Raw genomic sequence first — 22,002 nt, 5'->3', positions numbered from 1 at the left:
AGGGTGTAGGGGCGGTCTGGCGGGCCGCCCCTACGACGACGATTATGACGACGACGATTTCGCCGACAGCGCCAGGAACACCTCGCTGCCCTGCCGGTTGACGAGCACCAGCGCCGGGCGGTTCGATGAGGTGCTCATTGCTTCCTGGAACTGGCTCACGTTGCCCACCGGCTTGTGGTTCACTTCGACAATCACGTCGCCCGATCGGATGCCTGCGTTCGAGCCGGGACTGGCCGGGGCCACATCCTGCACGACGAGACCCTGCTTCGCCTTGACGCCCAGTTCGTCCGCGATGTCGGGTGTCAGCGGTGCGACCGAGAGGCCATAGCGTCCACGGTTCGGCCCGTCGTCACGGTCGTCGTTCGACCTGGCGCGCTCCCGCTCCAGCTCGGCCAGTCGTGCGTGGATCGTCTCCTGCCGGCCGTTGCGCACGACCTGTAGTGTCGCATCGGTCCCAGGCTGGCTGCCCGCCACGCGATTACGGAGCGCGTTGCTGTCGCTGACCGTCTCGCCATTGAAGGTCAGGATGACGTCACCGCGCGCGATCCCGGCCTTTTGAGCCGGGCTGCCCGGCTCGACGGTGCTCACGAGCGCGCCCTGCACATCCTGGAGTCCCAAGCTCTTCGCGAGTTCCGAGTTGACGGCCTGCACGGTCACGCCCAGCTTCGCGCGATGCACGGTGCCGTTCTTGATCAACTGCTGCATCACGTTCTGCGCCATCCGTGCCGGAATCGCGAACCCGATCCCGATGCTGCCGCCCGAGGGCGACAGGATCTGCGAGTTGATGCCGACCAACTCGCCGCGGGTGTCCACGAGGGCGCCTCCGGAGTTGCCCTGGTTGATCGGCGCGTCCGTTTGGAGGAAGTCCTCGAAGCTCCCGTCGCTCAGTCCGGTCGCGCGGCCCTTCGCGCTGATGATGCCCATCGTCACTGTCTGGCCCAGGCCGAGCGGGTTGCCGATGGCGAGCACGACGTCGCCGACGCGCACGCGGTCGGAGTCGCCGAGCGGCAGGGTGCGAAGGCCGGCGGCATCGATCTTCAGCAGTGCCAGGTCGCTCGGCGGATCGGAGCCAACGACCTTCGCGCTGAACGACCGGCGGTCGGTGAGTTCGACGCGAATCTGGCTGGCACCGTCCACGACGTGATGGTTGGTCAGGATATACCCGTCCGGAGCGACGATGACGCCGGATCCGAGGGCACCTTCTTCATGCGGCCGTTGCCGGGGCGTCCTCCGCCCCTGGCGTCCGAGAAGCTGTTCGAGCAGTGATTCGTCGCCGCCGAACGGCGAACTCGTCGCCCGGACGAGCCGCTCCGACCGGATCGTCACGACGGCGGGTCCGACCTGGCTCACCAGGTCGGCGTACGAGGCCTGTGGGCCGGTGATCGCGGCCCTTGGCCCGATAGCAGGGTTTGGCGCTTGCGTGTCGGTGGCGACCGTGGCGACGGCCCGAGCAGAGGCTGCGTCAACGGCCGAGCCAGATGCCGTCCAGCCAGCCAGCACGCCAACGGCCAGAATCAACGTCGCCAGGATGCCGAGCCGGAGGCGCGGCGAGACTCTCAGGTGATAGCGGTCAGTCTTCATGGTGTTCGTCCTCTGATCAGTAGGACGACAAACCGCATTACACGGTCGTTACCGGGAGATTACATCTGTGAAAGGGAGGAAGTGCTGAGTGCTATGTGCCTCGTGCGCTGGACGGTGTTTGGTGCGTGGTGCTCGCAGGCAGGTTGACGGTGAACGTCGAGCCCTGGCCGAGCGTCGAGTGGACCTCGACGCGGCCCTTGTGGGCGTGGACGATGGCGCGGACGAGGCTCAGGCCGAGGCCGAGGCCACGTGCCGAACGGCTGCGGTCGGCGCGGTAGAGACGGTCCCAGATATAGGGCAGGTCGTGCTCTGCGATGCCCTCGCCCGTGTCGCGAACGTCGACCGCCACCAGATCACCCTCGACGCGCGCCAGGAGGTCGATGCGTCCGCCGACGGGCGTGTACTTCACCGCGTTGTCCACCAGGTTCCCGACGACCTGGCGCATGCGGTTCCGATCCGCGAGGATGGATAACCCGTCGCAAGGCTCGGCGTGCAGTGTCACCCCCTTGTCCTCGGCCACGTCCGCGTACAGCTCCACCGCGTCGGTCAACAGCGCGTCCACGTCGAGTGGCTCGAGGGCGAGTCTCATCACGCCGGTCTCGGCTTCCGAGATGTCCATGAGCGCGTTCAGCATCTCCGACACCCGTTCCGATTCCTCCAGACAATCGGCCAGTGCCTCCCGGTATCGCTCCGTCGATTCAGGTCCCATCTCGAGCGCTCGTTCGGCGACCGCCCGCAGCCGCGTCATCGGCGTCCGCAGATCGTGCGCCACGTTGTCGAGCGAACCGCGCATTCCCGCGATGAGCGCTTCGATCCGGTCGAGCATCGCGTTGAACAGCGCACTCAACTGATCCAGCGGGTCGCGGCCGCCGCGCACGGGCACCCGGGCCTCGAACCGGCCGGTCCCGAGAATGGTCTGGACGACGCCGGCCAACTGCCGGAGCGGCTGCATCGTGGACCGCGTGAGCAGGGCGCCGCCCGCCGCGCCGACGATGACAATGCCGGCCAGCACGATCAGGAGCACCGTGCGAAAGCGCGACAGCAATTCGTTGCGCGTCTCGGTGCTCTTGCCGACCTGGACCAGCGTGCCGTCGGGCAGCACCCCCGTCGCGACCTCGAGTGCCGCCGATCCGCCGCGGCTCGGGACGCGGACCCACCACTCGCCGTCCTGTCCGCGCGGCCGCTGCAGTTGCGACAGATCGAACTCGCTCCAGTCACCGGGCAGGTTGGAGAAGATGGCCTCTTCGCCACCGGCGATGACGCGGACGAACAGCCGCTCGCGCCGGCCCGCCGTCTGATCGGCGCGGATCGCGCGGTCGAGCGCCCGCAGTCCACCCTGCTGATACTGACTGGCATAGCTGACCAGGGTCGAGCGGATGATCTGGCGATCGCGCTCCTGGAGCGACGACGACAACAGGAAGTACGTGAGGCCGGTGATGATCAGTGAACTGCCGACGAAGAGGGCCGCATACCAGGCGGCGAGGCGCACGCCCAGGGTGTAAGCCGGGCTCTCACCCCACCTGGATGACATATCCGACCCCGCGGACGGTGTGGATCATCTTCACGTCGAACCCGCGGTCGACCTTCTCGCGGAGCCGGAACACCAGCACGTCCACCACGTTGGTGCGCGGGTCGAAGCTGTAGTCCCAGACGTGCTCCATGATCATCGTCTTCGAGATCACGCGGCCGGCGTTGCGCATGAGATATTCGAGCAGGGCGAATTCGCGCGGCCGCAGGTCGATCGACCGCCCGCCGCGTTCGACCCTGCGGGTGATCAGATCGAGCGTGAGTTCGCCCGCCACGAGTCGAGTCGGTTCCACCGTGCCCTGCGACCGGCGGATCAGCGCCTGGATGCGCGCGAGGAGTTCGGAGAAGGCAAACGGTTTGGTGAGGTAGTCGTCCCCGCCGGCCTGGAGGCCTTTCACGCGGTCGTCCACCGATCTCCTGGCGCTGAGGATCAGGACCGGCGTGGCGATTCGATGCTTCCGGATCTCCTCGAGCACGCTGAGGCCGTCGCGCTCCGGCAGCATCAGGTCGAGCACGGCAGCGTCGTACGGCTCGGTCAGCGCGAGGTGGAGCCCCCGCGCGCCATCGCCTGCCGCGTCGACCGCGAAGCCGGCCTCCTGCAGCCCATTGACGAGGAACGACGCAATCGTCGGGTCGTCTTCAACGACGAGGATGCGCATCGGGTCTACTTGTCCAGTATCTCACGCACACGGCGCGACAGGTCGGCGAGCTTGAACGGCTTCTGCAGGAACGGCGCGTCCTGCATGACGCCGCGGCCCCGCACGATTTCGCCCGCGTACCCCGACAGGAACAAGACCTTCAACGACGGGCAGTCCTTGGTGAGCGCCTCGAACAGCGCAGGCCCGTTCGTGTCCGGCATCACCACGTCGGTGACGAGAAGCACGATTTCCTGGGCGTGCGCCCTGAACGCGTCGATCGCGGCAGACGCGTCGGCCGCGGGCAGGACGCGGTAGCCGGCGCCCTCGAGCGCCCGCTGCACCAGCATGCGGACGGGTGCTTCGTCTTCAACGAGGAGGATCATCTCCTGGCCGCCCCTCGACGCCCCTCCCAACGCGGGCGTGATCGGCGTCGCCGTCGGCGCGTCGTGTCCGGCCACCACGGGCAGGTAGATGCGAAACGTGGTGCCCTTCCGCGGCCGGCTCTCGACGGTAATGTACCCGTTGTGTCGTTTGACGATGCCGTAGACGATCGACAGGCCGAGACCCGTGCCTTCCCCCGCCGGCTTGGTCGTGAAGAACGGCTCGAACAGGTGGCCCAACACCTGCTCCTCCATGCCGACGCCGGTGTCGCTCACGCTCAGCCGTGCATAGCATCCCGGGACGAGGTCCATGCCTTTCGGCACCTGATCGGCGTCGAGCGTGACCGCCTCCGTCTGGATGACAAGCCGCCCGCCGCCCGGCATCGCGTCGCGCGCGTTCACCGACAGATTCATCAACAACTGTTCTATCTGCCCAGGATCGGCGCGAACGGCCGCGACGTCAGATCCGATCTGCGAAATCAACTCCACGTCCTCGCCAATCACGCGCCGGAGGAGGCCGGCGACATTGTTCACCACGGCATTGAGGTCGAGCACCTCCGGCCGTGACGGGTCGCGGCGGCTGAAGGTCAGCAGGCTGCGCACGAGGGTCGTGGCCCGCTCGCAGGCACCGTCGATCTGGACCAGGTCGCGCCTGAGGTCGGAGTCGGGCGGGATGCGGTCGAGCAGCAATTGTGTATACCCGACGATGGCGGTGAGCAGGTTGTTGAAATCGTGAGCCACGCCTCCGGCCAGACGCCCCATGGCTTCCATCTTTTGCGCCTGACGGTACTGCGCTTCCATGCGCAGTTCGTTCGTGACGTCGCGCTGCACCGCCACGTAGTTGACGATGGTGCCGTGCTCGTCGCGAACCGGTCCGACGGTGGTATCGGCCGTGTAGGACATGCCGTCCTTGCGCAGGTTCACCAGCCGGCCGTGCCAGGTTCGGCCCATCGACACCGCCGACCGCACGCCGTCGGCACCGGCCGCCGCAGTCTGGTCCTGTCTCTCCAGCACTGGCGCCACCGTGCCGACCGCCTCGGCGCGCGTGTACCCGGTCATCTTCTCGAAGGCCGGATTCAGGTACAGGATGCGTCCGTCGAGGTCGGTGATGACCACCGCCTCGGCCACCTGGTTCACCGCGCTGCTCAGCCGACGGCGGTCCTCCTCCGCCTCGCGCTGCTGGCGCTCTCCGGCCTTCTCCCGTAGCGCACGCTGCACGGCCAGGCCCAGACGCGACAACCGGCTCTTCAGGACATAGTCGGTCGCTCCGGCCTTCAGGCTCTCGATCGCCGTTTCCTCGCCGAGGTTGCCAGACACCAGGATGAAGGGAAAGTCGAGCCGCCGATCGAGGAACAGGCGCAGGGCCGTCAGCCCATCGAAACTCGGCAGGTTGAAATCGGCGAGAATGACATCGTACTGCGGCGCATCGAGCTCGGCGAGGAACGCGGCCCGCGTCTCCACCCGCGTCCACTGGCAGTCGAAGCCGGCCTCTTCGAGCGCAGTGATCTCGAGCTCGGCATCGAGTGGATCGTCCTCGAGCATCAACAGACGCAGCGACGTCCGTTTCTCCACGTTCACTCCCTCGCGTATCGGCCAGGGCGGTTCGTGACCTGCGTGAGACTCCCGATGTTCGGATCGCGCCGGAGGACGCCCACGTCGGTGTCGAACCGGACGAAGCCGTGCCAGTCCTGGATGATGGCCGCGATCCGCGGTGCCCTCAAGACGGCGTGTTCGAACAGCGAATTCGTGTCGAAGAACGCACGCACCGTGTGGTCACACCGTGCGGTGGCTGGGCGGCAAGCGCCCAGACGCACAGACGGATCCCGGGGCGCGACTCGGCCGAGAACGACGGACGCAGGCGGTATGCAGCCAGATGGCCCGGACATGTCACGAGCCGGGTTGTCCTGCGCCCGCGTCAGGCCAGATCGCGGCTAGCATAATGCGGAGCTTGGATGTCCGCAAAGCTAAAATGATACAGGGGGACGCATGTCGGTCGAACGTGTCGACGGTCTCGACGACCCGCGGCTGGCGGATTACCGCCTGACGACTCACCCGGATCTCCTGCGCCGGGCGGGGATCTTCGTTGCCGAAGGACGCCTCGTCGTCAGCACGCTGATCGCCCGGTCGATGTGCCGGGCGCGTTCGATCCTGCTGACCGACGCCGCGCTGACCGCCCTGGGCCATATCGCCGAGGCCGCGAGTCCGGACCTGCCGGTCTACGTGGCGACGCCGGGCACGATCGAACGCCTGGCCGGATTCAACGTCCATCGTGGCTGCCTGGCCATTGGCGAACGCCCCGCTGCCGTCTCCGCCCACACCTGGCTCGCGAATCATCCCGACACTCGCCGGCTGGTGGTGCTCGAGCAGATCGCCAACATGGACAATATGGGCGGGATCTTCCGGAACGCGGCCGGATTCGGCATCGACGCCGTCGTCCTCGGTCCGCACTGTTGCGATCCGCTCTACCGGAAGTCGATCCGGGTGTCGATGGGGACGGCGCTCTGGGTGCCGCACGCACAAGCCGATGACTGGCCCGGAGCCCTTCGCGAGATCCGCGACCGGGGTTTCACGGTCGTGGCGCTGACGCCGAGCCCGGATGCGATCGACATCGGACACTTCGCGGACACGCTGCACCCTGACGCGAAGGTGGCCGTGCTGGTGGGCTCGGAAGCGGAAGGTCTCAGCATCGAGGCCCTGTCGGCGGCAGGCGCGGCCGTGCGGATACCGATGGCCCCGGGCATCGATTCGCTCAACGCGGCGACGGCCACCGGGATTGCGCTCCACCGCCTGACCGCGCTCGGGTGACCCGCGTGATTTATTCTCCTCGAACGGTGCGGGGCCGAGGGCGGTCAACCGAGAAGTAGTAGTAGGGTGGTGGACTGTCATCGTGGGGCCGCCGAACGAAGCGCCGGCCTGAACGACGAACGTGAAACGGAGAAGGTAGAAACGAGCCAGTTCCCGATGTTTTGGAGGGGTGTTTCACACGGGCGCGCGACCAGATTCGTCGTGTGTTCGCTCCTGGCGGCGAGCACCCTCGTCGCTGGTTCGACGCTCGGGGTCCGCTCGTCCGAGGCCGCCGTTCGCCGATCGGGCGCGCCCGCGGCGGGACCGACCGACGCCGCGGCCGAACGACCGGTGGCCGGCGAGTCCGCCGCCGACACCCTCGGTCGCCTCACGTGGGCGCTGATGGCCACCAGACTGGCGGCCGTCGCGGCCTTCGTCGTGGCCCTCGTCCTCCTTCGACGCTTGCGCAGGCAGACCGCGACGATCCGTCACCAGCTCGAGTCCGAGAAAGCCCTCGCCGACCAGTTCCACGAACTGTTCGCCAACGCCAGCGACATGGTCTATACGCTGGACCTGGACGGGCGGCTGACCTCGCTCAACAAGGCCGGGGAAGATCTGATCGGCCGCTCCATCTCAGAGCACGGCGGTTTGTCGATGGTCGACCTGGTCGCACCGGCGTCACTCGAGTCGGCGGGGCGGATGCTGCTCCACGTCGTCCACGGTGGCGTGCCGGTGAAGGGCGAACTGGAGTTGCGTGCGCGCCGCGGGACGCGAGCCATCGTCGAAGTGACCGAGCGGCTGATCCATCGCGACGGCCGGCCGGTGGGTGTGCAGGGCATCGCACGCGACGTGACCGCGCGGCGACGCGTGGAAGACGAGTTGCGCCGGGCCCGTGAAGCGGCGGAGGCGGCGAACCGCTCGAAGAGCGAGTTCCTCGCGAATATGAGCCACGAGATCCGCACGCCGATGAACGGGATCGTCGGCATGACGGAGTTGACGCTCGACACGCGGGTCACCCCCGAGCAGCGCGAGTATCTGGTGACCGTCAAGTCCTGCGCCGAGTCGTTGCTTCGCCTGCTGGACGACGTGCTCGATCTGTCGAGGATCGAGGCGGGCAAGCTCGAACTCCAGCCAGTGGATTTCGGCCTGCGGGACGCACTCCAGCCGATCCTGCGCGTGTTCGAGCCCCGGGCGGCCAGGAGCGGTCTGCGGTTCGAGTGCACGGTGGCTCCGGAGGTTCCAGAGCGGCTGGTCGGTGATCCGGCACGGCTCCGGCAAGTGCTCGTCAACCTGCTGGGCAACGCCGTGAAGTTCACGCCGCAGGGGAGGGTGCAGCTCGAGGTCACGCTGGTCTCGGCTGGCGACAAGGGTGCGCAGGTGCGGTTCTCGGTGCTGGACACCGGCATCGGGATCCCCGTCGACAAGCAGGTGGCCGTCTTCGATCCGTTCTCCCAGGCCGACCCATCGACGAACGTGCGATTTGGAGGGACGGGCCTCGGCCTGTCGATTTCGTCGCGGCTCGTCACCATGATGGGTGGCCAGCTCGAGGTGGAGAGCGAACCGGGCAAGGGCAGCCGTTTCTCCTTCACTGCGGGCTTCGGCCCAAGCGCCGCAACCGCGCAGGCGGCCGGCGAGACGGGGCCGGACGAGCACGCGCCCGACGCGCCAGCCCCGCCCAACTCGATGCCGCTGCGGATCCTGCTGGCGGAGGACAACGCGGTCAACCAGCGCCTCACCGAACGTCTCCTGGAGAAGCGTGGCCACAAGGTGATCGTGGTGGGTGACGGAGAGCAGGCGATCGCGGCCGTCGATCGTGAGCGATTCGACCTCGTGCTGATGGATGTGCAGATGCCGGGCATCAACGGGTACGACGCCACGGCGGCCATTCGCGTGCTCGAGCAGGGCACCGGCCGGCGCACGCCGATTGTCGCCATCACCGCCCATGCCATCTCCGGCGACAGGGAACGCTGCATCGAGGCCGGGATGGACGCCTACATCTCCAAGCCGGTCCGCGCCTACGAGCTGTACGCCGCGATAGAAACGCTCGCCCGGCGCCGCACGTCCGCCGCGAGGGTCGATACCGGGCTTCGCGCCGAGACGGCGCGGGCGCCGGTAGACGAACCACGGCCGCCTGCAGTGATCGTCCCACCCGGTCCGCACTGAACCGGCGGTCTCTCCGCCGGCGCGTCATCTGCGATCCAGATCACGGGAATCCCGATTGAAGCCAGGCGCGTCTTGTATCCTCTACCCGAAGAACGGTACGTGGGATGGCCAGTGCCGGACGCTGTCGATCATGGCCAGGCGGCCAGGCGTTCAGCTGCCTCCCGCTCGCGGTTGAGTTATCATACAGAGACCGTCCCAACGATAACCGCAACGGAGAGCACCATGCTGATCAGCAAGGACCTGAACGCCGCGTTCAACGAGGAGATCGGTCTCGAGTTGTTCGCATCGAACCAGTATCTGAACATGGCGGCCTTCCTCGACGGCCTGCCGATGAAGAAGCTGGCGGCCATGTTCTTCAAGCAGGCCGAGGAAGAGCGCGAGCACGCGATCAAGTTCGTGAAGTATCTCAACGGCGTGGGTGGCGCCGTCGAAATTCCTGCGATCAGTGCGCCGCAGGCGACCTTCAAGTCGGTCGAGGCGGTCATCCAGACCTCGCTCGAGTGGGAGCTCGAAGTCACGCGGCGCATCAACGCGATGATGACCACCGCCGTCGGACAGAAGGACTACGCGGCCCAGGACTTCCTGCGCTGGTTCGTCACCGAGCAGGTCGAAGAAGTGGCGACGATGGACAACCTGCTGAAGATCGTGAAGGCCGCTGGCGAGCGGTCGTTGATCATGATCGAGGCGTACCTCGTCCACAACGGATAGCGCCAGCAGACGGTACCTGGCCACCAGCGGACAGTAACAACCGGCTGGCAGTCCGCAACGATCCTCAGCGGGCAGCCACGACCGGCCAGCAGCCAGTAGAATTCAGTGGGGGCGGGCCTTTGTGCCCGCCCGAGCCCGGTTCGACATCATGTACGTGCCCATTCTGACCTTGCACTCCATCCTGCGCTGGGTCGTCGTTCTGTCCGGCGTGTGGGCCGTCGTGGCCGCCCGACGCGCGGCTGGCCGGTCGCCGTGGACAGCTGGCGACGCACGGCCGGGATTGCTCTTCGTGCTGGCGATCGACATCCAACTGCTGCTCGGGCTGGCACTCTATCTCGCCGCCAGTCCGATCACCCGTGCCGCGATCGCCGACATCGGAGCCGCCATGAGCAGCAGCCCCATGCGCTTCTGGGCCGTGGAGCATCCGGCGGCGATGATCCTCGCCGTCGTGTTCGCCCACCTCGGACGCACGCTGGGGCGAACCCCGTCACCGGGCAGACGGGTGTTCATCTGGTATGGTCTCGCCCTGCTCGCCATTCTCGCCGCAACGCCCTGGCCGTTCATGCCGCAGGCGAGGCCCTGGGTGCGGATCTAACGCCCGATCAGACGCGACACTTGAACCGATGAGCCTTCGCGAAATCCTGCTGCCCGACCCGCCCCGCCGGTTGCCACATGCGCGCCTCTTCAACGTGCTGTGCCGGACGATCCATCTGGCCGCGACCGGCACCCTGCTTGGGGGGCACGTCTTCGGGGTCTCGGCCGATCTGCTGGTGCCCTGGCTGTGGCTGGCGATCGCGACCGGCGCCGCGCTGCTGGCCATCGAACTCTACGGTTCGCTCGACTGGGCCTTCCAGCTCGGTGGCCTGTCGGTCGTCATGAAGCTGGCCGTCCTGTGCGCCGTTCCATTCGCATGGAATACCCGCGTGCCGCTCCTGTTCGCCGTCGTCGCGATCGCCGGCGTCGGCTCGCACATGTCGGGGCGCCTCCGCCACTACTCCCTGTTGTACCGCCGCTCGATGAAGGCCAAGGGTTAGCACTTCGACTCGCAACTGCGGCCACAATCCGCACCCGGCGCACGCGGCCGGTGTCGCTCGTTCAGCACCAAGTCCTGAGGGCACGAATACGTAGCCGTGTTGCGCATCGAAGGACTTGGCCGAACGCGAGGAACGGCCGGCTGATGCGCGGTCGTGCAGCGGTTGTGTCCGGTTCCACTGCACCCATCGGCGCGCCCGCCAGCGTCGGTCCTCGCGAACCGACCACTCTGCACCCACGGCACTTGGCACGATAGTGGCTGGCAAGATTCAGCGGAGCACCCCCACCCAGGGCGACGTGTGCTCAGCTTGGCGCGTCAGCCAGCTGAGCCAACGGAGGGCATCATGGCTGACTGGCGAGAAGACTGCCGACGGGCCGCACGGTACCCGCTGTCGCTTTCAGTGCGCTACTGCTGTGCCGGCGACGATGTCTGGTACGACGGCACGACGATCGAGATGAGTCACAGCGGCGTACGGTTCGTGGCTGACGGCCCGCGACCGGGCGTGGCGACGCGGATTGACTTCTCGGTGGCGCTGACGAGCTTTGGCCCGACTGAAGGGAGCACCGCGCTGTGCTCGGGACGGATCGTGCGCGTTGGCGATGCAGGGTCCGGGCACCGGCGGGTGGTGGCTGCCACGATTGACGAGTATCATCTCTCGCCTTCCTCAGCGGCGGTGCTGACGAAGGCAAGTGCCCCGCGGCACGAGGGTCGCCTCGCTCGCCAGGCGCGGTAGCCCGCTGGCCTCAGCGTCTGGATGCGACTCGGTGGGCCGGTGCCGGCCGGCCCGACTGCGAGACCTGTTCCAGAACCCACCCGGCCGCCATCAGCATCTGCTCGAGCGCCAGTCGGCGTCTGGCGAGACTGGTGGCGTCGGGAAACCGCTGGGTGATGGATCCGCCGCTGTCGGTTCTGAGTACGAGGGCGAAGCCGGCGCAGTCGTCCCCGTACTCGCAGCACAGACGTTCCGGGCCGCGTGTGAAGATAGAAGCTGGCACGTCGGGGTAATCGGCACGGCCGCGCTGATCTTGAGTCGTTCCGTCTGGCAATCCATGACGATGTGGCGTCCCGCTTCCCAGTCTTCCAGTGTTTCCGCTTGGGCCCCCGATTGTCGCGCACGCCGCCGGACTCGATTGGCGTCCAGCGCCGGTCGTCGGTTACCCTCGACGAGGGAGTCCACCAATGCCGATCGACCGACTGGAGACGCTGCGGGCCGTGCTCGACGGCCTGATGGCACGTTACCGTCTGCACGTGCCCGATGTCGGCGCCATCCTCTCGGCGATGCTTGCCGAGGGGATGATTGCCACTGCGGCCGATATCGAGAACGATCACATCGCGTTCCGGACGATGGGGCTGGCCCCGCTGGGCCTCGCCTCGCTCGAGAAGGTGTTCCTGCACTACGGGTACGAGCGCCGCGACCGCTACGACTTCCCGGCGAAGAAGGTGTCGGCGCACTGGTACGCGCCGCCTCAGGACGATCTCCCGCGCATCTTCATCAGCGAACTTCGCGTGGGCGAGCTCTCGGCCGACGCCCAGCGCATCATCCGCTCGTACGTCGGCGCCGTGACACGCGATCCGGTCGAGGTCCTCGACCTCGATTCCGCCGAAGCGGTGGTGGGCTTTCTTCACGCGCCGCTCTGGCAGACGCCGACCTGGGCCGACTATTCGCGCCTCCGGCAGGAGAGTGAGTTCGCGGCGTGGGTCATCTACAACCGGTACTACCTCAACCACTTCACCATCTCGATTCACAATCTGCCGGCGGGTTGGAACACCATCGATCGGTTCGACCGCTTCCTCGAATCGCACGGGTTCACGCTGAACGACTCGGGCGGAAGAGTCAAAGTGAGCGCCGACGGAAAGCTGCTGCAGAGTTCGACGGTGGCCGCGATGGTGCAGGCCGCCTTCGCCGACGGCCGCGGTGGCCTTGCGCCGCACGAGATCCCCGGCTCGTACGTCGAGTTCGCCGATCGACGCCTGCTCGACGACTTCGCGCATCTCCCTGCCGACCAGATTCGACGGGAACACAGACGCGAGGGGTTCGAAGCGGCAAGCGCCGATCGAATCTTCGAGAGCACGGATACCGCCCAGGTTCGACGCCGGGGTTGAGGCAGCTGGACGGGAGAACGGCCAGACAGGAAGGCGGCCAGGCGGCGAGGCGGCGAAGCGGGAAGGCGATTGGCCGCGACTTGGTGCACAATGGGCGCCTCAGGAGGCGCTCGTGCCGAACCCACAGCCCAGGGATGCGTTCCGTTCACCCCGATTCTCGCAACCGCCCACGTTCATGCGCCTGCCCCATCAGGCGGACTCCGCCGATCTCGACGTCGCCATTGTTGGCGCGCCGTTCGACAGCGGCACGTCCTACCGCCCGGGCGCGCGGTTGGGCCCCCGCGAAATCCGCGCGCAGTCATCGCTGATCCGGCCGTTCAGTTACTTCCAGCAGGTGGCGCCGTTCGATCGGCTCCGCGTCGCCGATGTGGGCGATGTGGACGCCTCACCGGTGAATCTCGACCACGCCCATCAGGCGATCCACGCGCGCATCGCGTCGATAGCGGCCGACGGCGCGGTTCCGCTGGTGGCAGGGGGAGACCACAGCATCTCGCTGCCCGTTCTTCGCGCGCTCGCCGAGCGACACGGGCCGTTGGGCCTCGTCCAGTTCGATTCCCACATCGACACCTGGGATGAGGACTTCGGGTCGAAGCTGTTTCACGGGTCGCCGTTCTACTACGCGGTGACCGAGGGGCTCGTCGATCCCCGCCGCTTCATCCAGGTAGGCATCCGCGGGCCGATGTATGGCCCGGAGGACTTCGCGTTCCAGGACGCCAACGGCATCACCGTGTTGACGATCGACGAGGTGATGGGGCAGGGCGAGGATTCGACCACCGCGCGGGTCCGGGCGATCCTCGGCACCAGGCCGGCGTACGTGACATTTGACATCGACGTCGTGGATCCGGCGTTCGCGCCGGGCACGGGCACGCCGGAAGTCGGCGGGCTCAGCAGCTTCCAGGCGCAGCACCTGGTCCGGGGCCTGGCGGGCCTCTCGATCGCCGGCTGCGACGTTGTCGAAGTCGCGCCGCCATTCGATGGTCCCGGGCAGATCACGTCGCTGCTGGCCGCCAACCTCCTCTTCGAGTTGCTGTGTGTGATCGCGCGCGGCAAGCGGGACTGAGAGACGGCTCCGGCTGCTGTCGCTCTGGAGGACACCGTGATCGAGTTGCGACGCCCGCTCCTGTTGGTGGCCCTCGTCGTCGTCGCGGTGGTGGTGGCCATCTTCGCTGCGCGTCGAAACGCGAACGTGATGCCGTCGGCGCCGCCGCCGGTGGTGCCCTGCACGGTGACCATCGCGGAGCCGGCCGGGGGACTGGCAAGCGTCCAGCTGGAGTTCGACCCCCTGGCGCTCGGCGGCAGACGGGAACTGCTCCTGGCCTTTGCCGACGCCCGCGTGACGAGACCGCAGGTGCGATCGTTCAGCGTGACGGCTGCCGGGCGCACCATCGACGCGGCATCGGACACCTACCACGGCATGCTCGTGCGGCGGGTGCCGCTGCCCGACCGCGGCGCGTCGGTCATCGTGCAGTACTCCATCGATCCCACGTTCTTCCCGCCGGGGAGCGACCTCAATCAGCCGGCCGATGCGAGGAGCCGAATCACCGGCGATCTCGCCGTCGTCCGGTCAGCGAGTCTTCTGCCGATCATCGGCATTCCCGGCGCCGTGATCGGTGTCCGGTTCGTGTTGCCGGTCGGGTGGGTCGCCGTGACGCCGTGGCGCGAGGATGACGACCGCATCCTGGTCCCAGCCGACGGTACCGGCGGCGCGGAGTATCTCGCGCTCGGCCCGTTCGACACGCGCGATCTGTCGTCCGGCACCGCCGTGATTCACGTCGTCACCCCCGGGCTGCTCACGGGCACCGCATTTCCGATCGAGCACATCCTGCGGCGGGAGCTCGAGTTGGTGGCCGCACCGATCAAGCGGGATGGGCCGTTCGTCGCGATCCTGGTGCCCGACGACTTCATGCACGGCGGGGCGGCAGGACCGCATACGATCGTCCAGTCACGGGCGCCGGAGGTCCTGGCGCACGAGGTCTTCCACTGGTGGAACGATGCGACGCTCACGGCGCCCGACGCGGGGTGGTTCCGCGAGGGCCTGACGGAGTACTACGGGATCAAGGTCGCGCGCGAGGCCGACGCATGGAGCGTGGACGATGAAGCGGCCTGCCTGGCCGATCTGAACGCCGAGATGCGTGTGCTCGAACGCGGAGGTGCGCGCAGCCTGATCGACGCGTCACTCGATCCCGCCGCCAGCCGCTTCGTCTACAGCAAGGGTGCGCTGTTCTGGCTGCTGGTGGATCGGCGGCTCCACGCGTCGGGCCGCTATCTCGAAGAAGCGGTGCGTCGCGTCGTGACGAGCCCCCGCCAGGGCCTGACGGCGAACGAGTTGCGCAGCGTCTTCTCGACGACCTACGGCGGCCTGCTGGACGCCGAGTTCGACGAGTACGTGTTCGGGTCCGGGCCGCTTCCCGATCTCGAACTCGGCCTCGCGACCGGCCGCAGCGGCTGCGCCCGGTCTATTCGTTGAGGCTCTCGGACAGGAATCGGCAGAGTGACTCGGCGTCGGGCGCTGACGAGAGACCGTCGCGGAACTCCTCGTGCATCGCGCGGCGGGCGAGCGTGGCCAGGACGCGCATGTGGGCGGTCGCCGTGGCCGACTGGCGGATGGCGAGCAGGATCATCACCCGGACGGGCTTGCCGTCGAGCGATCCCCATTCGACGCCCTCATCGAGCGTGACCACCGCCAGCGAGTTCGCGGTCACCGCGTCGGTCCTGCAGTGGGGAATGGCGAAGCCGTGGCCGAAGCCGGTGGAGTAGGTGGCCTCACGCTGCCACACCGCCTCCTCGACCTCGCGGGGCCGGTCGGTCCGGCCCGAGGCGAAGAGCAGATCGACGCCGGTCTTGACGGCTTCTTCCTTCGTCCGGCAGGTCCCGCGCACCACGACGAGCGCGGGATCGATCAGCGGGACATCGCGCCGGTGCCCGGGGGCGTCGAGCAGTGGCTCCACCTCGTGCGGCGTCCCACACGCCGCCGCCTGTTCGAGCAGCGCGCGGCAGCCCGCCTGTGACAGCTCTGCCAGCGTCGCCTTCGTGGCCGCAATCAGCGGCGTCGCCATGCTGATTTCGTCGAGGCCGAGTCCCACGAGCACGGGGAGGCAGTTCGCCTGGCCTCCCATCTCGCCGCACAACCCGATCCAGCGTCCTCGTGCCCGGGCCTCGCGCACGACCAGGTCCAGCAGCCGGAGGAAGGCCGGCGCGAGCGGATTCGACAGGTCGGCCAGCTTGCCGTTGGCGCGGTCCGCGGCGACGAAGTACTGGAGCAGGTCGTTCGTGCCGATGCTGAAGAAGTCGAGGTGCCGGCTCAGAGGCCCGACGAGGAACGCCGCCGAGGGCACCTCGATCATGGCGCCCAGCTCCATGCTGCGGTCGATCGCAAGACCGTCGGCGGCCATCCGTGCCTGCTCCTCCGCCACCACGTCCTTGACCCACACGGCTTCTTCCAGCCGCGCCACCATCGGAACCATCACTCGCAGACGGCCGAACGCGGACGCCCGCACCAGCGCACGAACCTGCGTGCGGAACAGCGCCGAGAACTCGGGGTAGATACGGACGGCGCGGTAGCCGAGGAACGGATTGTCCTCGCGCGGCAGCGACAGGTAGGGGAGCGGCTTGTCACCGCCGACATCGAACGTGCGCACGATGACCGGGCGGCCGTCGGCGTCGGCGAGGGCGCGCCGGTACTCTTCGAACTGTTCGTCTTCGGTCGGCGGTTGCGTACGATCGAGGAACAGCATCTCGGTACGGAACAGCCCGATTCCGTCCGCACCAGCGGCCACGGCGTCAGACACTTCATCAGCCGACCCGACGTTGGCCCCGATTTCGATCCGTCGGCCATCCGTCGTGGCGGCCGGCGCATCGGCGAAGCGCCGGACCCGCGCCCGGCGAGCGTCGAGACGCCGATGCTCCATGTCGTAGTAGAGCCTGCCGTCTTCAGTGATCGTTGTGACGAGAACGCCCAGGTCGGCGTCGACCACGACTTCCCGCCCGTCCAGTGACGCGTCGAGGCCCCTGACACCGACCAGGGTCGGGACGCCGAAGGTCCGCGCCAGAATGACGGTGTGCGAGGTTGTGCCGCCGTGGGCCAGCACGAGGCCCTTCAGCCAGCCGCGGTCGAGCGCGAGGAACTCGCCCGGCGTGAGGGCGTCGGCCAGGCACACGCTGGGGACGGACAACTCGACCCGATGCTCCTGCACCACGTCGCCGTACACGACGCGGAGCAGTTGGTGGCACACGTCGCGGATGTCGAGTGCCCGCTCGCGGAGGAGCGCGCTGCCGGTGGCCACCAGCATCTCGGAGAAGTGGCTTTCTGTCGCGGTGATGGCGCCGGCGGCGGTCAGCCGGTGGTCGCGCACTTCCTGGAACAGGTGCTGCTGGAACTCGGGATCGCGCGCGACGGCCCTGTGCGCGCGGAGCACGTCGGCTTCCACGCCACGCCGCTGGTTCTCCAACCGCGTGTCATAGCCCCGCGCCAGCTCGCGCAGCGCCTCGCCGAGACGCTGCATCTCGGCTTCCGGGTCCGCCACGTCCGTCCTGGGCACCGAATCGGGCAGCGTGAAGCCCGTCACCGACACGGCCCGGCCCCGGCCGATGCCAGGCGCGACCGGGATGCCTGGCAGGACGCGTACATTCGCCTGCTGGAGCATGCGGGGCAACACGACCGAGCCCGGCGCCGATGGTGGCGCGGGCAGGGCATCGTCCACATGCCCCAGCTCCGTGTCCACGAACGCCTTGACCGCCTCGATCGCCCAGCGCTCGTCCGCGCCAATCGTGAAGACGCGACAGGCATCACCCTGACGGATGTCGAGGCTCACGATGCCGAGCACGCTCTTCGCGTTCGCCGCCTGGCCGGTTCGCTGGTTGACCAGCGAGATGTCCGACACGAATCGGCGCGCGACCTCCTCGAAGGCGGTTGCGGGGCGGGCGTGCATGCCGCACGGCAGCGGGCACGTGAAGCGATAGTCGAACGACACGTTTCGTCCTTCAGAGCCTGGCGAACACGCCTTCTGGATCCCTGATCGCGAGCTGGACCGGCACGTCGACCCGGCGAATCCGGTCGAACCGCTCGGGGCGCTCCAGCGCGATGTCGGCCGCGATGATGGCCGCGTCCGCGGCGTCCACATCGGCCTGGCTCAACTCGTTCTCGAGACCCATGGCTCCCTGTGTCTCGACCTTGATCGTATGGCCCAGCTTCTTCGCGGTCTTCTCCAGCTGTTCCGCGGCCATGTAGGTGTGCGCGACGCCTGTCGGGCAGGCGGTCACGGCAACGAGTTTCATCGACCAGCTCCTTCGACGGCAGGCGGATCCTCGGTCAGCCGCTTGACGAGGTTGATTGTCACCGCGGTCACCAGGGTGCCGAGCACGATGGCCAGCACGTACGTGAGACGATGGTCCACGACCGGCAGGACGATGGGCCCGCCGTGCGGCGCGTGATCGCCGACGCCTCCGAGCATCGCGACGACGGCGGCGACCATCGAACCGAGCATGATCGACGGAATCACGCGCACCGGATCGCCTGCCGCGAACGGGATCGCCCCCTCGGTGATACCTACCATGCCCATGCCGAGCGCCGCCAGCCCGGACTCCCGCTGCTCCTCGGTCCACCGTCGCCGTCCGATCAGCGTCGCGAGCGCGAGCCCGAGCGGCGGGGTGCAGATTGCCGCGGCGCACGCCCCCATGACCGAGTAGTTGCCTTCCTTGATCATCGCCGCACCGAAGAAGAACGCGGCCTTGTTCACCGGGCCGCCCATGTCGAACGCGATCATGCCGCCGAGGATCGTCGCCAGCACGATCGCGTTCCCCTCACCCATCGACTGCAGCCAGGCGCCCAGGAACGCCATGAACTGCGCAATCGGCCCGCCGACCACCTGGATCATGACGATGCCGACGGCCAGGCCGGACACGATCGGGATGATGAGAATCGGCATGATCGGGCGCACGAACCTGTGCACCGGCATCTTCTTCAGCAGGTTCACGACGTGACCGGCGAGCAGACCGGCGAGCAGCGCGCCGAGGAACCCGGCGTTGGTCGTTCCCGCGAGATAGCCGCCAATCAGACCGGGGACGAGGCCGGGCCTGCCGGCCATTCCGTAGGCGATGAACCCAGCAAGGACCGGCAGCGCCATCTTGAAGGCCGCATCTCCGATGTCGAGCACGACCTTGAGGGCCGGCGACGCCGAAAAGTCCGGGCCGCCCGACGGCGTCATCGACATCGGATGCAGCATGGTCAGCAGCGCGATCGCGGTGGCGATCAGGATGCCGCCGCACGCGATCATCGGGATGACGTAGGACACGCCTGTCAACAAGTACTGCTTGTGCTGCCGGAGGATGGCTCTCATCAGGCTCAAGAGCTTGCGTCGTGCGGTGCCGGAATTCAACAAAAAAAGTGGGGTACTATTGAATGGTGACCGAATCATACGTCGGGAAGATTGCGCAGGAACTGAAAGCCACGCCGCGACAGGTGGCGGCCACCGTCGCCCTGCTCGCCGAGGGCGCGACCGTTCCGTTCATCGCCCGGTACCGCAAGGAAGCCACTGACAGCCTCGATGAAGTGGCCATCACGCACATTCGCGACCGGCTGGCGCAGCTGGCGGAACTGGACGATCGGCGCGCGGCGATTCTCAAATCGCTCGAGGAGCGCGAACTCCTCACCGACGAGCTGTCGCAGGCCGTGGCGGCGGCCGCGACCATGACCGCCCTCGAGGATGTCTACGCGCCCTATCGACCCAAGCGGCGCACGCGCGCGACCATCGCTCGCGAGGCCGGTCTCGAGCCGTTGGCGGATCTCATCGTCGGCGACCAGGCGGGCGTCAGACCGGACGTTCAGGCGGCGGCGTTCGTGAACGCCGAGAAGGGCGTGGCCGACATCGAGGCCGCGCTCGCCGGGGCGCGCGACATCCTGGCAGAACGTTTCAGCGACGATGCGACGGCACGGGCGACGCTACGGCAGCTGTTCTGGGACCGTGCGGGCGTGCGATCGGCCGTGGTTCCGGGCAAGGAAGCCGAGGGCGCGAAGTTCAAGGACTACTTCGACTGGACCGAGCCCATCGCCTCGATTCCCAGCCATCGCCTGCTGGCCATCCGCCGCGGCGAGGCGGAGGGCGTGCTGCGCGTGCGGATGGCGCCCGCGGATGAAGACGCCATCGCTGTCCTCGAACGGCTGTTCGTCGTGGCGCCGAACACGTCCGGCGGAGAGCAGGTGCGCCTGGCCGCGCACGACAGCTACAAGCGCCTGCTCGGGTCGGCCATCGAGGGCGAGATTCGGTTCGAGTCGAAGAAGAAGGCCGACGAGGAGGCGATCCGCGTCTTCGCCGACAACCTGCGTCAGCTCATGCTCGCGCCGCCGCTCGGTCAGAGGAATGTGCTCGCGATCGACCCTGGCTTCCGCACCGGGTGCAAGATCGTCTGCCTCGATCGGCAGGCGAAGCTCCTGCACAACGACGTCATCTACCCGACCGCAGCCTCACCGGCGCAGGTGCACCAGGCCGGCGAGACGGTCATGGCCCTCGTCACGCGCTTCGGGATCGAGGCGATCGCCATCGGCAACGGGACGGCCGGCCGCGAGACGGAGCAGTTCGTCCGGAGCCTCCCGCTTCCGAGCGGCCTCGTCGTCGCGCAGGTGAACGAGAGCGGCGCGTCGATCTACTCGGCCAGCGAGGTGGCCCGCGAGGAGTTCCCGGCGCACGACGTCACCGTGCGCGGTGCGGTGAGCATCGGCCGGAGGCTGATGGACCCGCTGTCCGAGCTGGTGAAGATCGATCCGAAGTCGATTGGCGTCGGCCAGTACCAGCACGATGTCGATCAGCCCGCGCTCAAGCGCAGCCTGGACGACGTGGTCGTATCGTGCGTGAACGGCGTGGGCGTGGAACTCAACACCGCGAGCAAGCAGATTCTCTCGTACGTGTCCGGCCTCGGGCCGTCGCTCGCGGCCAAGATCGTCGCGTATCGCGATGAGAACGGTCCGTACCGGTCGAGACAGGATCTGCTGCGCGTGCCGAGGCTCGGGCCGAAGGCGTTCGAACAGTGCGCCGGGTTCCTGCGGATTCGCGAGGGGGCTCATCCGCTCGACGCGAGCGCCGTGCATCCCGAGAGCTACGCCGTCGTGGACCGCATGGCGCACGACCTGGGCTGCAAGGTGGGTGATCTGATCCGCGATGCGACGCTACGCGGGCGGATCGTGCCGGACAAGTACACGACGGACACCGTCGGCCTGCCGACGCTACGGGATATTCTCGCGGAACTGGCGAAGCCCGGACGCGACCCGCGGCGCGAGTTCGAGGCATTCAGCTTCAAGGAAGGCGTCGAGAAGCTCGAGGACCTGGAACCCGGCATGAAACTCCCTGGCATCGTCACCAACGTGACCGCGTTCGGTGCGTTCGTGGACATCGGCGTGCACCAGGACGGCCTGGTACACGTGAGTCAGCTGGCGGACCGGTTCGTGAAGGACCCGGCCGAGGTCGTCAAGGTGCAGCAGAAGGTGACGGTGACCGTCGTCGAGGTGGACGTGGCGCGCAAGCGCATCGCGCTCTCGATGCGCCAGAACCCGCAGACCGGCGAACCTCGGGACCAGAGGACCGGACCCGCGGCGCCGCGGCGGCAGAGCGGGCCGCCGGTTTCCGCCCCGCCTCCCTCCCGCCCGCGGCCATCGAGCGGCGGCGCGTTCGGCAACGCGCTCGCCGACGCCTTCAGGAGGAAATCCTAGGTTCTGTCCGTGGTCGATGGCCGGAGATCCGGACGGAGCGCGATCGCCCGGTCCAGGTACACGTGCTGGATTTCCATCCTGGGCCGCCCGGTGACCACGTGCAGCAGCACGCGGATCACCCGCGGCATCGCGCCCGGAACCTCTATTTCCTGGGCGTCGAGCAGCGGCACATCCACCCAGCCGAGCGCACGCGCGGCCGCCGCGGGGAACGCCGCATTGAGATCCACGGTCACCGTGAAGAACGCCGAGATGATATCCGCCTGATCGATGCCATTGACCTCGCACATCGTGACGAGCAGTCGCCGCGTGGCGGTGGCGATGGCCGCCGCGGTATTGGCTTCGACGTCGATGGCACCCCGAATTGCACGAACGGACACGGCATCACCT

Annotated in this window: 20 protein-coding genes; 10 read left to right on the top strand and 10 right to left on the bottom strand. The window is 67.8% G+C overall.

What is annotated here, in order from left to right:
• Positions 1-42: 42 nt before the first annotated feature.
• The 5 genes from VGK32_21540 to VGK32_21520 form a co-directional block, all read right to left on the bottom strand.
• Positions 43-1,581, bottom strand: a complete 1,539-nt coding sequence (locus VGK32_21540) for a DegQ family serine endoprotease (protein HEY3384351.1) — start codon at positions 1,579-1,581, stop codon at positions 43-45.
• A gap of 91 nt (positions 1,582-1,672) precedes the next feature.
• On the bottom strand, positions 1,673-3,112 hold the full coding sequence (locus VGK32_21535; GenBank protein HEY3384350.1) for a HAMP domain-containing sensor histidine kinase: 1,440 nt from the start codon (positions 3,110-3,112) through the stop codon (positions 1,673-1,675).
• On the bottom strand, positions 3,093-3,767 hold the full coding sequence (locus VGK32_21530; protein HEY3384349.1) for a response regulator transcription factor: 675 nt from the start codon (positions 3,765-3,767) through the stop codon (positions 3,093-3,095). The genes VGK32_21535 and VGK32_21530 overlap by 20 nt, the downstream gene beginning before the upstream one ends.
• Positions 3,768-3,772: 5 nt before the next feature.
• Positions 3,773-5,698, bottom strand: a complete 1,926-nt coding sequence (locus VGK32_21525) for a response regulator (protein HEY3384348.1) — start codon at positions 5,696-5,698, stop codon at positions 3,773-3,775.
• Positions 5,699-5,700: 2 nt separating this feature from the next.
• Entirely contained in the window at positions 5,701-5,892 is a 192-nt protein-coding gene (locus VGK32_21520) for a hypothetical protein (GenBank protein HEY3384347.1), read from the bottom strand.
• Positions 5,893-6,112: 220 nt separating this feature from the next.
• Here VGK32_21520 and VGK32_21515 point away from each other — a divergent pair, with 220 nt between their 5' ends.
• The 6 genes from VGK32_21515 (at position 6,113) to VGK32_21490 (ending at position 11,547) form a co-directional block, all read left to right on the top strand.
• Positions 6,113-6,931: an RNA methyltransferase gene (locus VGK32_21515; GenBank protein ID HEY3384346.1), complete on the top strand. Its 819-nt coding sequence runs from the start codon at positions 6,113-6,115 to the stop codon at positions 6,929-6,931.
• A 201-nt stretch (positions 6,932-7,132) separates the two neighbouring features.
• Positions 7,133-9,073 (top strand): ATP-binding protein, encoded by a 1,941-nt coding sequence (locus tag VGK32_21510; GenBank protein HEY3384345.1) that lies wholly within the window; start codon positions 7,133-7,135, stop codon positions 9,071-9,073.
• Between the two features lie 222 nt (positions 9,074-9,295).
• The gene (locus VGK32_21505; protein HEY3384344.1) at positions 9,296-9,781 is read left to right on the top strand and encodes a ferritin; all 486 of its coding nucleotides are present in this window, start codon (positions 9,296-9,298) and stop codon (positions 9,779-9,781) included.
• Positions 9,782-9,902: 121 nt separating this feature from the next.
• Complete coding sequence (locus VGK32_21500; GenBank protein ID HEY3384343.1) at positions 9,903-10,376, top strand: hypothetical protein; 474 nt, start codon at positions 9,903-9,905, stop codon at positions 10,374-10,376.
• A gap of 28 nt (positions 10,377-10,404) precedes the next feature.
• Entirely contained in the window at positions 10,405-10,815 is a 411-nt protein-coding gene (locus VGK32_21495; GenBank protein ID HEY3384342.1) for a hypothetical protein, read from the top strand.
• Positions 10,816-11,157: 342 nt separating this feature from the next.
• Entirely contained in the window at positions 11,158-11,547 is a 390-nt protein-coding gene (locus VGK32_21490; GenBank protein HEY3384341.1) for a PilZ domain-containing protein, read from the top strand.
• A gap of 10 nt (positions 11,548-11,557) precedes the next feature.
• Here the strand turns inward: VGK32_21490 and VGK32_21485 are convergent, their stop codons facing one another.
• Positions 11,558-11,809 carry a hypothetical protein gene (locus VGK32_21485; protein HEY3384340.1) on the bottom strand — a complete coding sequence of 84 codons (252 nt, stop codon included), beginning with the start codon at positions 11,807-11,809 and terminating at the stop codon, positions 11,558-11,560.
• A gap of 184 nt (positions 11,810-11,993) precedes the next feature.
• On the opposite strand from VGK32_21485, the gene VGK32_21480 reads away from it, so the two are divergent.
• From VGK32_21480 to VGK32_21470, 3 genes are all read left to right on the top strand, one after another.
• Complete coding sequence (locus tag VGK32_21480) at positions 11,994-12,917, top strand: DUF1338 domain-containing protein (GenBank protein HEY3384339.1); 924 nt, start codon at positions 11,994-11,996, stop codon at positions 12,915-12,917.
• 112 nt (positions 12,918-13,029) lie between these two features.
• Positions 13,030-13,977 carry an agmatinase gene (gene speB, locus VGK32_21475; GenBank protein HEY3384338.1) on the top strand — a complete coding sequence of 316 codons (948 nt, stop codon included), beginning with the start codon at positions 13,030-13,032 and terminating at the stop codon, positions 13,975-13,977.
• A gap of 36 nt (positions 13,978-14,013) precedes the next feature.
• On the top strand, positions 14,014-15,384 hold the full coding sequence (locus VGK32_21470) for a hypothetical protein (GenBank protein ID HEY3384337.1): 1,371 nt from the start codon (positions 14,014-14,016) through the stop codon (positions 15,382-15,384).
• On the opposite strand, the gene ptsP is transcribed toward VGK32_21470, so the two are convergent.
• Genes ptsP through VGK32_21455 form a run of 3 tightly spaced genes read right to left on the bottom strand, consistent with a single transcriptional unit; the run spans position 15,374 to position 19,252 of the window.
• Positions 15,374-17,887, bottom strand: a complete 2,514-nt coding sequence (gene ptsP, locus VGK32_21465; GenBank protein HEY3384336.1) for a phosphoenolpyruvate--protein phosphotransferase — start codon at positions 17,885-17,887, stop codon at positions 15,374-15,376. The genes VGK32_21470 and ptsP overlap by 11 nt on opposite strands.
• Before the next feature lie 10 nt (positions 17,888-17,897).
• Positions 17,898-18,191 carry a fructose PTS transporter subunit IIB gene (locus VGK32_21460; protein HEY3384335.1) on the bottom strand — a complete coding sequence of 98 codons (294 nt, stop codon included), beginning with the start codon at positions 18,189-18,191 and terminating at the stop codon, positions 17,898-17,900.
• Complete coding sequence (locus tag VGK32_21455) at positions 18,188-19,252, bottom strand: fructose-specific PTS transporter subunit EIIC (protein HEY3384334.1); 1,065 nt, start codon at positions 19,250-19,252, stop codon at positions 18,188-18,190. The genes VGK32_21460 and VGK32_21455 overlap by 4 nt, the downstream gene beginning before the upstream one ends.
• A gap of 62 nt (positions 19,253-19,314) precedes the next feature.
• Between VGK32_21455 and VGK32_21450 the strand changes: the two genes are divergently transcribed.
• Positions 19,315-21,615 carry a Tex family protein gene (locus VGK32_21450; protein ID HEY3384333.1) on the top strand — a complete coding sequence of 767 codons (2,301 nt, stop codon included), beginning with the start codon at positions 19,315-19,317 and terminating at the stop codon, positions 21,613-21,615.
• Here the strand turns inward: VGK32_21450 and aroH are convergent.
• On the bottom strand, positions 21,612-21,992 hold the full coding sequence (gene aroH / locus VGK32_21445; GenBank protein HEY3384332.1) for a chorismate mutase: 381 nt from the start codon (positions 21,990-21,992) through the stop codon (positions 21,612-21,614). The two genes, VGK32_21450 and aroH, sit on opposite strands and share 4 nt — an antisense overlap.
• Positions 21,993-22,002 lie beyond the last annotated feature (10 nt).

The organism is Vicinamibacterales bacterium, from assembly GCA_036504215.1.
Classification (GTDB): Bacteria; Acidobacteriota; Vicinamibacteria; order Vicinamibacterales; family Fen-181; genus FEN-299.
Note: the sequence above shows the minus strand (reverse complement) of the source record. Positions and strands in the feature narration are given on the sequence as shown.

What these genes read in the sequence shown, in the direction of transcription:
- VGK32_21450 (HEY3384333.1), top strand. Translation starts at nt 19,315, where the DNA reads ATGGTGACCGAATCATACGTCGGGAAGATTGCGCAGGAACTGAAAGCC.
- VGK32_21540 (HEY3384351.1), bottom strand. Translation starts at nt 1,581, where the DNA reads ATGAAGACTGACCGCTATCACCTGAGAGTCTCGCCGCGCCTCCGGCTC.
- VGK32_21535 (HEY3384350.1), bottom strand. Translation starts at nt 3,112, where the DNA reads ATGTCATCCAGGTGGGGTGAGAGCCCGGCTTACACCCTGGGCGTGCGC.
- VGK32_21515 (HEY3384346.1), top strand. Translation starts at nt 6,113, where the DNA reads ATGTCGGTCGAACGTGTCGACGGTCTCGACGACCCGCGGCTGGCGGAT.
- VGK32_21480 (HEY3384339.1), top strand. Translation starts at nt 11,994, where the DNA reads ATGCCGATCGACCGACTGGAGACGCTGCGGGCCGTGCTCGACGGCCTG.
- VGK32_21495 (HEY3384342.1), top strand. Translation starts at nt 10,405, where the DNA reads ATGAGCCTTCGCGAAATCCTGCTGCCCGACCCGCCCCGCCGGTTGCCA.
- VGK32_21505 (HEY3384344.1), top strand. Translation starts at nt 9,296, where the DNA reads ATGCTGATCAGCAAGGACCTGAACGCCGCGTTCAACGAGGAGATCGGT.
- VGK32_21455 (HEY3384334.1), bottom strand. Translation starts at nt 19,252, where the DNA reads ATGAGAGCCATCCTCCGGCAGCACAAGCAGTACTTGTTGACAGGCGTG.
- VGK32_21460 (HEY3384335.1), bottom strand. Translation starts at nt 18,191, where the DNA reads ATGAAACTCGTTGCCGTGACCGCCTGCCCGACAGGCGTCGCGCACACC.
- VGK32_21490 (HEY3384341.1), top strand. Translation starts at nt 11,158, where the DNA reads ATGGCTGACTGGCGAGAAGACTGCCGACGGGCCGCACGGTACCCGCTG.
- VGK32_21530 (HEY3384349.1), bottom strand. Translation starts at nt 3,767, where the DNA reads ATGCGCATCCTCGTCGTTGAAGACGACCCGACGATTGCGTCGTTCCTC.